13 protein-coding genes are annotated in these 14,398 nt (G+C 71.9%); 6 read left to right on the top strand and 7 right to left on the bottom strand.

Annotation, left to right across the window (positions count from 1 at the left end; genetic code table 11):
* Positions 1 to 13 precede the first annotated feature (13 nt).
* Positions 14 to 544, bottom strand: a complete 531-nt coding sequence (locus ACFC8N_RS12610; protein WP_376288085.1) for a PadR family transcriptional regulator — start codon at positions 542 to 544, stop codon at positions 14 to 16.
* A gap of 493 nt (positions 545 to 1,037) precedes the next feature.
* Here ACFC8N_RS12610 and ACFC8N_RS12605 point away from each other — a divergent pair, with 493 nt between their 5' ends.
* Positions 1,038 to 1,373, top strand: coding sequence for a hypothetical protein (locus tag ACFC8N_RS12605; RefSeq protein ID WP_376288084.1), 336 nt, complete (start codon positions 1,038 to 1,040; stop codon positions 1,371 to 1,373).
* Positions 1,374 to 1,496: 123 nt separating this feature from the next.
* On the opposite strand, the gene ACFC8N_RS12600 is transcribed toward ACFC8N_RS12605, so the two are convergent.
* The 4 genes from ACFC8N_RS12600 to ACFC8N_RS12585 all read right to left on the bottom strand — a co-directional run bounded on the left by ACFC8N_RS12600 (position 1,497) and on the right by ACFC8N_RS12585 (position 7,098).
* On the bottom strand, positions 1,497 to 2,360 hold the full coding sequence (locus tag ACFC8N_RS12600) for a lysozyme (RefSeq protein WP_362822146.1): 864 nt from the start codon (positions 2,358 to 2,360) through the stop codon (positions 1,497 to 1,499).
* A gap of 197 nt (positions 2,361 to 2,557) precedes the next feature.
* A complete protein-coding gene (locus tag ACFC8N_RS12595; protein ID WP_376288083.1) occupies positions 2,558 to 4,429 on the bottom strand; it encodes a M1 family aminopeptidase in 1,872 nt (623 codons plus the stop codon).
* 169 nt (positions 4,430 to 4,598) lie between these two features.
* Positions 4,599 to 5,255, bottom strand: a complete 657-nt coding sequence (locus ACFC8N_RS12590) for a 1,4-alpha-glucan branching protein (RefSeq protein ID WP_356023913.1) — start codon at positions 5,253 to 5,255, stop codon at positions 4,599 to 4,601.
* 235 nt (positions 5,256 to 5,490) lie between these two features.
* Positions 5,491 to 7,098: an adenosine deaminase gene (locus ACFC8N_RS12585; RefSeq protein WP_376288082.1), complete on the bottom strand. Its 1,608-nt coding sequence runs from the start codon at positions 7,096 to 7,098 to the stop codon at positions 5,491 to 5,493.
* Between the two features lie 159 nt (positions 7,099 to 7,257).
* On the opposite strand from ACFC8N_RS12585, the gene ACFC8N_RS12580 reads away from it, so the two are divergent.
* Positions 7,258 to 8,184 carry an SGNH/GDSL hydrolase family protein gene (locus ACFC8N_RS12580; protein ID WP_376288081.1) on the top strand — a complete coding sequence of 309 codons (927 nt, stop codon included), beginning with the start codon at positions 7,258 to 7,260 and terminating at the stop codon, positions 8,182 to 8,184.
* Between the two features lie 11 nt (positions 8,185 to 8,195).
* Here ACFC8N_RS12580 and pgm read toward each other — a convergent pair whose 3' ends face one another.
* Entirely contained in the window at positions 8,196 to 9,836 is a 1,641-nt protein-coding gene (pgm, locus tag ACFC8N_RS12575; protein WP_376288080.1) for a phosphoglucomutase (alpha-D-glucose-1,6-bisphosphate-dependent), read from the bottom strand.
* A 138-nt stretch (positions 9,837 to 9,974) separates the two neighbouring features.
* Positions 9,975 to 10,832, bottom strand: coding sequence for a chitosanase (locus ACFC8N_RS12570; protein ID WP_376288079.1), 858 nt, complete (start codon positions 10,830 to 10,832; stop codon positions 9,975 to 9,977).
* A gap of 292 nt (positions 10,833 to 11,124) precedes the next feature.
* Between ACFC8N_RS12570 and mgrA the strand changes: the two genes are divergently transcribed.
* The 4 genes from mgrA (at position 11,125) to ACFC8N_RS12550 (ending at position 14,390) form a co-directional block, all read left to right on the top strand.
* Positions 11,125 to 12,168, top strand: a complete 1,044-nt coding sequence (gene mgrA / locus ACFC8N_RS12565) for an L-glyceraldehyde 3-phosphate reductase (protein WP_376288078.1) — start codon at positions 11,125 to 11,127, stop codon at positions 12,166 to 12,168.
* Between the two features lie 172 nt (positions 12,169 to 12,340).
* Positions 12,341 to 12,523 carry a hypothetical protein gene (locus tag ACFC8N_RS12560; RefSeq protein ID WP_376288077.1) on the top strand — a complete coding sequence of 61 codons (183 nt, stop codon included), beginning with the start codon at positions 12,341 to 12,343 and terminating at the stop codon, positions 12,521 to 12,523.
* 126 nt (positions 12,524 to 12,649) lie between these two features.
* The gene (locus ACFC8N_RS12555; RefSeq protein ID WP_376288076.1) at positions 12,650 to 13,135 is read left to right on the top strand and encodes a cation:proton antiporter regulatory subunit; all 486 of its coding nucleotides are present in this window, start codon (positions 12,650 to 12,652) and stop codon (positions 13,133 to 13,135) included.
* Between the two features lie 4 nt (positions 13,136 to 13,139).
* Complete coding sequence (locus tag ACFC8N_RS12550; RefSeq protein ID WP_362822140.1) at positions 13,140 to 14,390, top strand: cation:proton antiporter; 1,251 nt, start codon at positions 13,140 to 13,142, stop codon at positions 14,388 to 14,390.
* The last annotated feature ends 8 nt before the right edge of the window (positions 14,391 to 14,398 follow it).

Here is a 14,398-nt window from a genome sequence, read left to right as displayed (position 1 = left end):
TGCGCCCGTGAGGTCAACGGTCCGGTGCGCGCTCGTCGCGGCTTTGCACCCACTCCCAGAACTCGCTCATCATCCGCTCGTACCGGATGCCGAACTCCAGCGCTTCCCGCTGGCCGGAGGTCAGCAACTCGCCCACGCTGTCGGCGAGTTCCTCGTACTCCCCCAAGGTCTTCTCGTGCTCGGCGCGTTGAGTGGGGGCGATCAGCTCCGGCCGGGCCCCGAACCAGAGTTTGAGGATGCCGCGCTCGCGCGCCTCGACCGGCACGAAGCCGGGGTCGTCGAGCCAGTCGCGCAGGACGCGGCGACCGCGGTCGGTGAGGGCCAGCACCCGGCGGCCCCGCCCGCTCTCCTGGCGGACCTGGGACAGCAGTCCGGCGGCGAGCAGCCGGTCGCACTGCGCGTACACCTGCGCATGCGGTACCGACCAGAACGGGGCGACGGTACGGCCCGCCTCCACCTTCACGTCGTAGGCGCTGGCTTCGCCGAGTTTGTCGATGACGCCGAGGACCAGGAAGGAGGAGGTGGTCAGCCGCAGGTCAGCCATGGGCCGACCGTACCGCGCCTCGCTCGTCCGCTTGTACCGACGCCCCCGGAGGCAGGCCATGACCGACGAGCCGGTGGCTCACGGCCAAGCGCGTGACGGCACTTCGGACGCGTTCCTCAGCGTCACCAAGTACAGCAAGGTCGAACTCGCCGTCGCACACCGGGAGTTCGGCGGCAGCCGGCGTCACGCTGGACACCGCCAAGGCCGTCGAGGCGGACGCGCTGTGGGGCTGTCCGGCCGCCGCGGGCGCGGTCGCTCTCCTGGCCACGCTGATCGCCGTGGTCGTCTTCGCCGGTGCGCAGGCCCAGTCCCGTGAAGACGCCTCGGTCCGGGATGGCGGGCAGACCTGCACGGCGACGCCCTCGACTTCGGGCTGCCCGCGCCGAGTTGGGCATGGATCCGGGAATTCCCTCATCCGGACGAGGAGCGCATATCGGGCAGCGCGCGGGGCAGTGACGATCATGTTGTCAGCACCCCCGAAAGGACCGCGTACATGCGCCTTCGTACCGCCCTGGCCTGCGCCGTCGGCTCCCTGGCCCTGATCGTGACCCTGCCGACGTCGGCCTTCGCGGCGACCGGATCCTTCCAGTACTCGTACACCGGCCTCGACGGCGCTCGGCACGCCGAGACCTTGACCGATCCGCCGAGCGGGGAGTGCCTCGATCTCCCCGGGACGGCCGGGGAGCCCGGCTTCGCGCCGGAGAACCGGACGGGCGCCACCGCCGTGGTCTTCCTCGACCCGCACTGCGAAGGCGACACCTACTACGTCATGAACCCCGGCAAGGTCCTGGGTGACCGCCTCAAGCTCCGCTCGGTCATCTTCTCCTGATCATCCTGATTCGCCGATCCGCCTGATCGCGGGCCAGCGGACGCGCCGTGGCGGGGATGGGTCCGTCCCGTCTCCGCCACGGCAACCGCTGGAGGAACGCGGTCAGTTCGGCGCGGCGTACGCTCAGCCCGTCGCGAGGACCTTCACCCGGGCGGTGGAGCCGTTGAACCGGTCACGGTCCCCGACGGTCTTCCCGGTCGAGGTGTACTGCCACATCGTGTGTGTCTTCCAGCCCGCCGGCAGCGTCCCGGCGGACGAGGCGTAGCGGGCGATCCACAGCGGGTTGTTCGCCGCGAAGCCGCCGTAGTTCCCGGTGCACTCAGTCCACCAGTTGGTCGCCGTGTAGATGACGGCGTAACGACCCGTGCGGGACTTGTACCGGTTCAGGAAGTCTCGGATCCAACTGACCATCGCGCTCTTGGACTTGCCGTAGCAGTCGTCGCCGTACGGGTTCCACTCGATGTCGAGCGCGCCGGGCAGCGTCTTGCCGTCCCTGGACCAGCCGCCGCCGTGGCCGACGAAGTAGTCGGCCTGAGCGGCGCCACCGGAGGAGTCCGGGGTCGCGAAGTGGTACGCGCCGCGGATCATGCCGGAGCTGTACGGGCCGTTGTACTGCTGGGTGAAGGAGGGGTTCCGGTAGCTCGTCCCCTCGGTGGCCTTGGTGTACGCCCATCTGACCCCGCCGCTCCACAGGGTGGACCAGGCCACGTTGCCCTGATAGCTGGAGACGTCCACCCCCTCGGTCTGGGTCGCGCGGGGCACGGACGACGAGTCGTCCGCGTTGCCGTCGCCTGCGTCGGGGGTGCTGCCGTCGTGGGCGAGGACGCCCATGCCCATGTACGCACTGCCGCGACGCGGTACGTCGGGGGCCGGCGCGGACAGCGCCGATGGGACGGACGCACACAGGAGAAGGCCGGTCAGGGCCCCTGCGAGGGCCGGACGGGTCAGGCTGCGCTGGAAGAGGATGGAGGTTCGCACGTCTGTCATCTGACACGCAGTCGGGCGGCCCCGCACGCCGGAAGCCGCCCAACACGGCCAATCCGGGCCCTGCTTGGTCCATACGGGTGGCCCGACGGTCGTGCGGCGGACGGTCGCGGAGGTGGCCCGGGCTGCCTCCGCGACCGGCCGCCGCCGGATCGCTCGCTGTCGGCCGTCGTCAGCGGTCGCCGGCGGTCGAGCCGTCGTCAGCCGTCGATACGGTGCTGGGTCCAGAAGGACGTGAGGTCGGTGCCGGTGGCCGCCTGGGCCGCCGCCTTGAACTCGGCCGTGGTCGACACGCCGTACCAGTGCGCGGTCGCGTAGTCCTTCAGCAGCTTGGTCATGGCGGTGTCGCCGATGACGCGGCGCAGGTCGTGCAGCGCGCACTTGCCGTAGCCGTAGACGACGGTGGAGTAGCGCGAGGAGTGCGCGTCCCAGTAGGCCATGGAGTCGGTGATCCTCTCGTCGGGCGAGGCCCAGGAGACGCCGCTCCAGCAGTTGCTGCCGGTCTTGCCGAGGGCGAGGTCGGTGGCGTAGTCGGTGAACGCCTCGTCCAGCCAGGGGCTGTTGTACTCGTCGTCGCCGACGATGCCGTACCACCACTGGTGGCCGATCTCATGGGTGAGCGCGGTGCTGCTGACCACGTCCAGGACGAACCCCGGATACTCCATGCCGCCGAACCAGTAGTTGTTGTCGAGCACGGCGTCCAGCTCGCCGTAGGGGTAGGCGCCGAAGCGGCCCGCGTGGGCGTCCACGGCGCTCTTCGCGGTGCCGAGCATGGACTGGGCGTTGGCGGAGCTGATGCCCGAGACGGAGTAGACGTTCACCGCGACACCGGCGGACGACGTGCCGGAGATCTTGGTGAAGGGTCCGGCGGCCCAGGCGAAGTCGCGCACCGAGGACGCCGTCGCGGTCGTCACCGTACGGCCGCCCGCGCCGGGGGTGTCGGTGGAGGTGCCGGTGGCCGGGACCAGCAGGCTGCTGGGGTGGTCCAGGGTCACCTTGAAGTCGGCGGCCAGGGAGTAGAAGGACTCGCCGTTGTTGGTGTACGGGTCCAGGTGCCAGCCGGAGCTGTCGCGGACGGCGAGGACGGGCAGGGCGTTGCCGATGAAGCTGTAGGCGCCGTCATGGCCGAAGCGGTCGGCGCCGCTGGGCACCGTGATGCCGAGGTCGAAGCCGATGGTGGCGCTCTGGCCCTGGGCGAGCGGGGCCGGCAGGTCGACCTTGACGGCGGTGCAGTCCACGGTGGGTGCCTGCGCGGTGCCGCCGGTGACGCCCGTGACGCGGATCGGCATGGCGTCGCACGTGCCGTGATAGTTGTCCCACAGTCGCAGGTAGACCTCGTTCAGCGCGGTGGCCGAGGCGTTGGCGAAGGTCACGCTCTCGTGCCCGGTCCACTGGGTGCCGGTCGTGTCGCTGCTGAGGTTCACCGTGTATGAGGGCGCGGCCGGGGTACGGGTCGAGTCGCTCGGCGGTGCGGTGCCGCCGGAGGTGTCGAGCGCGATGTCGTCCAGCACGAAGCTGGTCTGGAGGCTGGAGTCCTCGGTCCCGGTGAAGGACAGGGTGACGGTCTGCCCGGCGTACGCCGACACGTCGAACGACTTCCTCACGTAGCCGGTGTTCTTGTCGAGGTTCGAGTACGTGCCCAGCGTCGTGCCGCCGATCTTGGCCGTGAGCTTGTCGTACGCGACGGACGACGTGGTCTCGGCGGTGTCGATGTGCAGCCAGAAGGTGAGGGTGGCCCGGTCGCACCCGGCCGGGACGGTGACGCTCTGGCTCAGGGTGTCGGTGTGGGTGCCGCCGGTGCCGTCCAGCCAGGCGTAGGAGCTGCCACCGTGGGCGGTCTGTCCGGAGCGGCTGGTGATCGTGCCGGACGAGGACGCGGTCCACGACGACGCGCCGTTCTCGAAGCCGCCGTTGCCGACGACCTGTGCCGGAGTGCAGGAGGCGGCCGGGCGCGGGGTCTGGTGCGGGGCCGGCCGGGCTGCGGCGGCGGGGCTTGCGGGGAGGACGAAGGCGGCCAGCGCGGCGACGGTGAGCGCACCGGCGCCGAGGGCCTTGTGGGGGGTCGGTCTCACACGCTACTCCTTTGCGGCGGCCGGGATCCCGGCCTGCTCGGTGGCGGCCGGCCGGCTGGGGTGCGCCGGCGCGGCCGCGGACGGGGCTTGCGCGATCACTCGAAGCGTCGAACCGTCAAAAGAGTGTCAGATTTGACCGGACCATGCCAGAAGGCGGGCCGGTGTGGCGTCAGGCCGTGCGCACCGTCACGAACAGCGCCGACAGCCCCGTGCCGTCCGGCGCCTGCCAGCCGCGGGCGACATGGCCGAGCGCGCCCTCGGGGGGCAGCGGCGGGTGCTCCGGGACGGGGGTCAGGACCCGGTGCACCTGGAGGACCGTGCCGTGCGGCGCGGGGAGGCGGGTGCCGTGCTCGTCGTCGGCCGGGGCGGGCGTGAAGCCGTCGAGGGTGAACGGGGCTCCGGCGTAGGAGAGGGCCACCTCGTGGTCCGGGGTGTTGTCGATGCTCTGGGCCTGTGCCTGGGCCCGGCCGTCGATGAGCTTCAGGAGCTCGGCGGCCAGCACCGGGTCGTGGCAGCCGTCGTAGGCCCAGCGCCTGCCCAGCACACCGTGCTCCAACGTGCCGACGAGGGCGTGCTCCGCACCCGCCAGCGGTGCGCCGCGGTACGTCAACGGGACGAGGTAGGCGGTCGGTTCGGGGGTGGAGGTGTCCGTGGCCACCATGAACTCGATGCCGACCTCGCCCGCCGGGTCGTCCAGCCGGAAGCCACCGGACTTGGTCAGCACCGGGGCGTCCGGGCCGCCCCGGTACCAGGGGCGGGTGGGCAGCCAGTCGGTGAGCAGCTCCAGCTTCGTGGGCTTGAGCGTGGTGTGGTGGATGATGGCCATGAGGCTCCTCTCCTCCGTCGCGCGGTCGCTGTCCCCCGCAGCTTCGCACACCGTTCCCGCAGGTCACCCACCTGGCTCTGGCCGACGGACCCCGGCGCCGGGAGCGCGCCGGGCGACATTGGCGCAGAGTCGACGGGTGCCCGGCGACGGAACGCGGCCCACCGTGTGCACGGCGGGCCGCTTCTCGGCCAACTGGCTCTTTCAGAGGGGAGTTGAGACGCGGGGCGCGCTGCCGTCAGGCGTGGGCCTGCTCGAAGGCGGCGAAGGCCGCTTCCTGGCGCCATTCGAGCTGCGCCTTGGCGCTGCCGCCGAGGAACTTCCGGCAGCCCGCGCCGCGCACGGGCAGGCCGGGGCGCTCAGCGCGGCAGACCGGCACCGGGTGGAAGCCCTGGGCGGTCGGGTTGCCCTGCCACAGGCTCGCGCCGGGCAGGAAGGCGTACTCCAGCGAGGTGCGGGCCAGGTCCTTCAGCTCGGGGTAGCCGAGGCCGTAGGTCTCGGCGGCGTACTGGTACTCGTGGGTGATGTCGATGCGGGACACCCCGGGGTCGTCGGTGGACAGGACGACGGGGACGCCGTAGCGCAGGTAGGTGGTGAAGGGGTGGTCGCCGCCCTTCACGCCGAGGATCTGGGCGTTGCTGGAGAAGGGCACCTCGACGGCGATCCGGCGCTTCGCCATCGTGCGAGCCGTGCGCTGCCAGTCGTCCTCCCAGCGCAGGTCGACACCGTGCCCGACGCGCTCGGTGTGCGCGACGTCCACGGCCTCCTCGATGTGGGACTTCAGGGCCTCGGGCTTGACCAGTCCGGGCCACAACTCCCCCGCGTGCAGGGAGACATGGGCCTTCGGGTACTGGGTACGCAGATAGCCGACCATGCGCATCTGGAGGCTGTAGTTCCGCAGCGAGCTGTCCCAGTCCTCGGGCTGGACGAGGTTGACCGCGACGAAGCGCGGGTCGGCCTCGGCCAGCCGCATGCCGAGCGCGAGCTGGGTGAAGGTCCGCTCGGGGGAACTGCCCCGGTTCGCCTGGGAGATCCAGCGGACCGTGAGCCCGCAGCCGGGGCGGGCCTTCGAGGTGCCGCAGTGCTCGGCGGCACGGAACTCGGTGTCGCCGGCGTCGGCCTCCTTGCGGGCGTCGGCGACCAGCTTGTCCAGCTTGCCGCCCGCCAGCAACGTGCGGTGCAGGGCGGCGAGATCGTCGTCCCAGCCGACCTCGGCGGCGAGCTTCTTCGCTCCGTCCGAGGCCGGGGTGACCATCGTCTCCAGATAGAACTGGTTGTTGCGTACGGTGGTGTCGGCGACGTCGGCGAGCAGCTTGCCGCGATTGCGCCAGGTGACCTCGCCGAACTTGTCGAACGTCGCGAAGAAGTGGTCGTGGCCGTTCCGGCCGGGCGGGAAGTCCTGCATGGACCAGGCCCGGACGATCGCGTCGTGGAAGGCGCGGTCGGTGCGCGCGTCGGCGGCGGGACGGGTGCCGGTGCCGCAGGGCGGCTCGGCCGCGGCGAGGGTCGTGGTGTTGATGCACAGGCCGTCCGCGGCGGCCAGCTCGATCAGGTACTCCGTGGTGACCGCGCCGGAGAGGTGGTTGTGCAGGTCGCCGCCCTTGGGCATCGCCCGGAAGAAGTCGCGCAGGGCCGCGGGCCGGTCGTGGAGGGAACGCAGAGCGGCATCCGTGCGTGCCTCCGCGGGCGTGACGGCCCGGCGCACGGGCTGTGCGGGGCGTCCGGCGTCCGCGGCCGCCGGCTGGGCGGCGGCGGGCAGGGCGGAGAGCAGGGACAGGACACTGAGGGTGCCGAGCGCGGCCGGAACGGCACGGCGGCGCAGGGCACTTCGACGGTTCGGCTTCACAGGGGCATGATCACGGGTCGGTGACGGCGGTACGTCGATCCTCGGCCGGCGGTACCCGACCGAGTGACATGTCCGCGAATAAACTCGTTCGTTCCTGCTTCTGGTCGGCGGCGCCTACCGGACGGTATACAGAACCGGTCGAACCCAGGGGGAGGAATCATGGCGAAATCCACGCGTCCGGCGGGCGGTACGGGAGTCCGGCGGCGGGCCGCGGTACTCGGGGCGGCACTGGGCGGCTGCGCCCTCGTCGCCGCCTCGGCGGTCCCGGCCGCCGCGCACCCCGGCGGACCCGGCCGCGGCACCGGCTACGTGGCGCTCGGCGACTCCTACACCTCGGGCCCCGGCATCCCGGCCCAGGTGGACGCCAACTGCGCCCGCTCCGACCGCAATTACCCCTCGCTGGTGGCCGCGGGACGGCGCGTGAGCACCTTCACGGACGTCAGCTGTGCCGGTGCGACGACCGCCGAGATGTGGCGGGCGCAGGGCACGAACAGACCCCAGCTCGACGCGGTGCGGCGGGACACGGACCTCGTGACGGTCCAGATCGGCGGCAACGACGTCGGATTCGGCGCGATCATCGGCACCTGCGCCCGGCTCGCCGCCCAGGACCCGACGGGCAACCCCTGCGAGCGCTCCTACGAGGCCGCCGGCTACGACGGGTTGACCCTCGCGATCGCGCAGACCGCGCCGAAGGTCGACCGGGTGCTGCGGGCCGTGCACGCCCGTGCGCCGCACGCGCGGGTGGTCGTCGTCGGCTACCCGGACCTGCTGCCCGACGACGGCACCGGCTGCTTCCCCCAGGTCCCCTTCGCCCAGGGCGACTTCCCCTACCTCCGGGACACCGAGAAGCACCTGAACCTGATGCTGCGGCTGGTGGCGGCGGTCGACCGGGCCGAGTACGCGGACACCTACGGCCCCACGGTCGGCCACGACATGTGCAAGTCGCCCGCGGACCGCTGGATCGAGCCGCTCCAGCCCGCCGCGCCCGCGGCCCCGGCCCACCCCAACGCCAGGGGGGAACAGGCCATGGCCCGGGCGGTCCTGGACCGGCTGGACCGCCCGGACCGGCATCGCGGGCGCGGCTGAGCAACCGGCGTTCAGCCGCCCAGCGCGGCGCGCACCACGGCCTTGGCCTCCTCCTGGACCCGGGCGAGGTGGCCGGGGCCGAGGAAGGACTCGGCGTAGACCTTGTAGACGTCCTCGGTGCCCGAAGGGCGGGCCGCGAACCAGGCGTTGTCCGTGGTGACCTTGATCCCGCCGATCGCGGCGCCGTTGCCGGGCGCCTCGGTGAGCACGGCCGTGACCGGCTCGCCGGCGAGGGTGTCGGCGGTGACCTGGGCGGGAGACAACGTGCCGAGCAGCGCCTTCTGTTCGCGGGTCGCGGGCGCGTCGATGCGGGCGTAGGCGGGGGCACCGAAGCGGGCGATCAGGCCCGCGTAGTGCTCCGACGGGGTCCGGTCCGAGACGGCCGTGATCTCGGAGGCGAGCAGGGCGAGGATGATGCCGTCCTTGTCGGTGGTCCACACCGAGCCGTCGCGGCGCAGGAAGGACGCGCCGGCCGACTCCTCGCCGCCGAACCCGAGGGAGCCGCCGACCAGTCCGTCCACGAACCACTTGAATCCGACCGGGACTTCGACGAGCTGCCGGCCGAGGTCGGCGGCGACCCGGTCGATCATCCTGGAGGAGACGAGCGTCTTTCCGACGCCCGCGCCGGCGGGCCAGTGCTCGCGGTGCCGGTAGAGGTAGTCGATGGCGACCGCGAGGTAGTGGTTGGGGTTCATCAGGCCCCCGTCCGGGGTGACGATGCCGTGCCGGTCGGCGTCGGCGTCGTTGCCGGTGGCGATGCGGAAGCGGTCGCGCTGCTCGATGAGGGAGGCCATCGCGTAGGGCGAGGAGCAGTCCATGCGGATCTGGCCGTCCCAGTCCAGCGTCATGAACCGCCAGGTGGGGTCGGTGTGCGGATTGACCACGGTCAGGTCGATGCGGTGCTCTTCGGCGATGCGGCCCCAGTAGGCGACGGAGGCGCCGCCGAGCGGGTCGGCGCCGATGCGCACCCCGGCCGCACGGATCGCGTCCAGGTCCAGCACGCTCGGCAGATCACCGACGTAGGCGCCGAGGAAGTCGTACCGTCCGGTCGTCCCGGCGGCGAGCGCACGGGCGTACGGCAGCCGTCGCACGTCCTTCAGGCCGCCGGTGATGATCTGGTTGGCGCGGTCCTGGATCCAGGAGGTGGCGTCGGAGGCGGCCGGGCCGCCGCTCGGCGGGTTGTACTTGAAGCCGCCGTCGGCGGGCGGGTTGTGCGAGGGGGTGACCACGACGCCGTCGGCGAGGCCTGAGGTGCGCCCGCGGTTGTGGGTGAGGATGGCGTGCGAGACGGCAGGGGTGGGCGTGTAGCCGTCGGCGCTGTCGATCAGGACGCTCACGCCGCCCGCGGCGAACACCTCCAGCGCGGTGACCTTCGCGGGCTCCGACAGGGCGTGGGTGTCGGCCCCCAGGAAGAGGGGGCCGTCGATGCCCTGAGCCGCGCGGTACTCGCAGATGGCCTGGCTCGTGGCCGCGATGTGGTCCTCGTTGAAGGCGCTCGCCAGGGACGAGCCCCGGTGCCCGGAGGTGCCGAACGCGACCCGCTGTGCCGGATCGGCAGGATCCGGGTGGAGCGCGTAGTACGCCGTGACCAGCCGGGCCACGTCGACCAGGTCCTCGGGCTCGGCCGGCCGGCCCGCTCGCTCGTGCGGCATGAGTCCCTATTCCTCCGCGTCGGTGTGATCGATGCCTGTGTGATCGATCGCTCACCGCCCATCTTTCCCCGCCAGGGCCCTGACCCGCGAGTACACCCCGCTCGCGGGTCGGGCGATGCGATGCCGGCCGATGCGGTGTCAGCCGATGTGGTAACTGTCCCCGTACGTCTTCCAGTCGAGCGGGGTGTCCAGGTCGAGGTTGCCCTTGCGCAGGAAGACCCTCTGCTCGGTGTCGACGCGGCTGGTGTCGCTGTGCGCCTCCTCCTGCTTCATGGCCCACACCCGGGCGTCGAGGAAGGCGTTGAGGTACGTCGTCTCGTCGCCGCCCTGCGCCGGCGGCTTGGCGCTGCGCAGGGCGCGCTTGCGGATGTTGCTGAAGCTGGTCGGGTCGCCGCCGTCGCCGTGCATGACGATGGCGTCGTAGTAGCAGAACTGGCCGAGCGTGCGCAGGCCGTCCGTCTTGCCCTGGCCGACCGCGGGGTTGAAGTAGACGCGGTCGCGCTCGTCGTTCTGGCACTGCTGGAAGACGGTGTCCTTGGCCGCCGTACGCCAGTCCCCGGGGTAGTTCGGGTCGAGGCCGGCGTGCGAGTCGCTGCCGTTGACCTTGCGCAGGGCGGGCAGGTACTTCGCGAGGACGTTGCCGGACCTGCGGTCGGCGTAGAGCTGGACGAGGTCGAGCATGTCGCCGGTGCCGGAACAGAAGCCGATGATGCCGGCGGTGTAGCCGCGGCCGTCGCCGATGTCCTCGATGTACTTGTACTGGGCCTTCCAGTCGAGCGAGGAGTTCTCCGCGCTCGACACGAGTTCCATGGCGATCTCCTTCTTCGCCGGGTCGTCGAGGCCCGCTCCGGCCGCGCGGGCCGCCGGGGCCGACGGGGCCGCGCTCGCGCGCTCGGTGCCGATCAGGGCACCGGAGGCGACGGCGGCGCCGAGCACGGCGACGAGAGTGCGGCGGGAGACGGTGGCGGGGGATGATTCGCGGTCTGCGTGTACCACAGGGACTCCAAGTCGAGGCGGGGGGTGGGGAGTTGGTCCGTACCGCAGTACTGGTAGGAAAGTTTCCTATCAGAAGTGCCACGGACCGGATACCCGGCGCGCGCGAAGTTCGTAGGATCGGACAACCGCAAGCTCCGCGACGAGGCAGGTCGGCCGCGCCCGATTCAGAAACGGAATCACTCAATCCCATCCGGTACGGCGGTTGGACGCGCGCGGCATGCGGAAGCGAGGGTGGACCCGCCCCCTCCACGACCGGAGAGGCGGCCCCTACGGCACCACCCGGAGAGACCCGATGACCCACGTCGCGGACCCCGCTCGCTACGACGGCACCATGCGCTACCGGCGCACCGGCCGCTCGGGACTGGACCTGCCGGTCCTGTCGCTCGGCTACTGGCACAACTTCGGCGACGACCGCCCCTTCGAGACCCAGCGCGAGATCGCGCTGCGCGCCTTCGACCTCGGGATCACCCACCACGACCTGGCGAACAACTACGGCCCGCCGTACGGCGCGGCCGAGCTGAACTTCGGGCGGCTGCTGAAGCGCGACCTCGCGCCGTACCGGGACGAGCTGGTGGTCTCCACCAAGGCCGGCTGGGACATGTGGCCCGGCCCCTACGGGCAGGGCGGCGGCTCGCGCAAGTACGTGCTGGCCTCGCTCGACCAGTCGCTGCGCCGGATGGGCGTGGACTACGTGGACATCTTCTACTCCCACCGGCTGGACGCCTCCACGCCGCTGGAGGAGACGATGGGCGCGCTCGACACCGCCGTCCGCCAGGGCAAGGCCCTCTATGTGGGCATCTCCTCCTACGACGCCGAACGCACCCGGCAGGCGGCCGCCATCCTGCGCGAGCTGGGCACCCCACTGCTGATCCACCAGCCGTCGTACAGCATGGTCAACCGCTGGATCGAGACCGACGGCCTGCTGGACACCGCCGAGGAGGAGGGCTTCGGGGTCATCGGCTTCACGGCGCTCGCGCAGGGGCTGCTGACGGGCCGTTACCTGGAGGGCGTGCCGCGGGACTCGCGGGCCGCGCAGGGCACGTCGTTCGACACGTCCTGGCTGACGGACGACATGCTGGACCGGCTGCGGTCGCTGAACGACATCGCGGCCCGGCGCGGCCAGACCCTCGCCCAACTGGCGCTGGCGTGGGCGTTGCGGGACGAGCGGGTGACGTCGCTCGTGATCGGCGCCTCGCGGACCGGGCAGTTGGAGCAGAACGTGGCGGCCCTGGAGAACCTGGACTTCAGCGCCGAGGAACTGGCCGAGATCGACAAGTACGCGACCGACGGCGGCGTGGACCTGTGGCGGGAGGCCCGGCTCGGCAACCTCGGCTGACTCACCGCGGCCCGGGGGCGGCGCGGTGGAGCGGGCAAGATGTGGCACCGAGTGACGTACGTCACAGACAGGTGGAATATCTCGGACATACTGGAAGTGGCCTGACAGCGTTGTCACCGCCCACGGCAACGCCGTCACCCCTCCCCGCGACTTCCGAGGAGCCGCACTGCTCATGGTCTACGGAGCCCACCGCAGCCCCCTCCTGCCTCCCCGGCCCGACCTGGGTCTCGCCCGCGAATGCGAGGTGTGCCTCGGCTGGGGAACCGTCGTCAGCCGTGACGGCGAGCACGAGCTGTGCCACGCCTGCCAGCTCACCCCCGAGGACGATGAGGCCCCCTCGCGCCACGGCGCATAACGGCGCCCCACCCCATATCCTCCCCGCCCCCCGTCCGACCGGGGCCCGCCCGGCCGCCCCGCGCGGCCAGGTTAAGGTTCCGGTAATGGTTTCGCCAAGAAACCGTCAAACGGACAGGGGGCAGCCATGGGCGCAGCACGCACGAGCAGGACGCCGTTGCCAGGCATCGGCGTCCGGTACGACCTGACGACCCGCGAACGCCGCGGACTGTCGGTCGTGGCCCACCGGGACGGGTCGAGGACGCTGAGCGCGTACCGGGGCGACGACCCCGACGCCTGTGCGCTGTCGGTCCACCTCACAGGCCAGGAGGCGGAGGCCCTGGCCGGCACCCTGAAGCCCACCCACCACAGCCCGAACCTGCTGTCCACGACGGAGCTCGGCCTGGTGGCCGAGCGGATCGAGCTGTCCTCGGGCTCGTACTGGAACGGCCGGCTGCTCGGCGACACCCGGATGCGCACCGAGACCGGGGTGTCGATCGTGGCCGTGCTGCGCCGCGCCGAGGCCATCCCCTCCCCCGGACCCGACTTCCGGCTGGCCGGCGGGGACACGCTGATCGTGATCGGCACCCGCGAGGGCGCCGACGCGGCCGCCGCGATACTCGGGCGGGAGTGAGCGCGTGCACTCCTCCGCGGTCTTCCTGATCGAGTTCGGCGCCATCATCCTGGGCCTCGGTCTGCTCGGACGGCTCGCCGCCCGCCTGCGGTTCTCCCCGATACCCCTGTACCTGCTGGCCGGGCTGGCCTTCGGCGAGGGCGGGCTGCTGCCGCTCGGCGCCAGCGAGGAGTTCGTGGCCGTCGGCGCCGAGATCGGCGTGATCCTGCTGCTGCTCATGCTGGGCCTGGAGTACACGGCCAGCGATCTGGTGTCCAACCTCAAGACCCAGTACCCGGCCGGCCTCGTCGACATGGCCCTCAACGCCCTGCCCGGCGCCGCGGCGGCCCTGCTGCTGGGCTGGGGTCCGATCGCCGCCGTCGTACTCGCCGGCATCACCTGGATCTCCTCCTCCGGCGTCATCGCCAAGGTCCTCGGCGACCTGGGGCGGATCGGCAACCGGGAGACCCCGGTGATCCTCAGCATCCTGGTGCTGGAGGACCTGTCCATGGCGGTCTATCTGCCGGTCGTCACGGCGCTGCTGGCCGGCACCGGCTTCGCCGCCGGCAGCCTCACCCTGGGCATCGCGCTCGGCGTGGCCGGTCTGGTCCTGCTGGTGGCGGTGCGCTTCGGCCGGCACATCTCCCGCTTCGTCTCCACCGACGACCCGGAGAAGCTGCTGCTCGTGGTGCTCGGGCTGACGCTGCTGGTCGCCGGGGTGGCGCAGCAGCTCCAGGTGTCGGCGGCCGTCGGCGCGTTCCTGGTCGGCATCGCCCTGTCCGGCGAGGTCGCCGAGGGCGCCCACAACCTGCTCGCGCCGCTGCGGGACCTGTTCGCGGCGGTGTTCTTCGTCTTCTTCGGTCTGCACACGGACCCGGCGAGCATCCCGCCGGTGCTGCTGCCCGCGCTCGCGCTGGCCGTGGTCACCGCGCTCACCAAGATCGCGACGGGGTACTGGGCGGCCCGGCGTGCGGGCGTCTCGGCCAAGGGCCGCTGGCGGGCGGGCGGCACGCTGGTCGCGCGCGGCGAGTTCTCCATCGTCATCGCCGGTCTCGCCGTCACCTCCGGGATCGACTCCGACCTCGGCCCGCTGGCCACCGCGTACGTGCTGATCCTCGTCGTCCTCGGCCCGCTGACCGCCCGCTGGACCGAGCCGCTCGCCCGCCGGCTGACCGGCCTGCGGTCCGGCCCCGCGGCACCGGCCGAGGAGCCGCGCCCCGTCGCGGCGGACGCGACCGCGGCCGTACCGGACGAGGACACCGTGGCCCGCTCCTGATCCGCCGC

Origin of the sequence: Streptomyces sp. NPDC055966 (genome assembly GCF_042269865.1) — a bacterium.
Lineage (GTDB): Bacteria > Actinomycetota > Actinomycetes > Streptomycetales > Streptomycetaceae > Streptomyces.
Note: the sequence above shows the minus strand (reverse complement) of the source record. Positions and strands in the feature narration are given on the sequence as shown.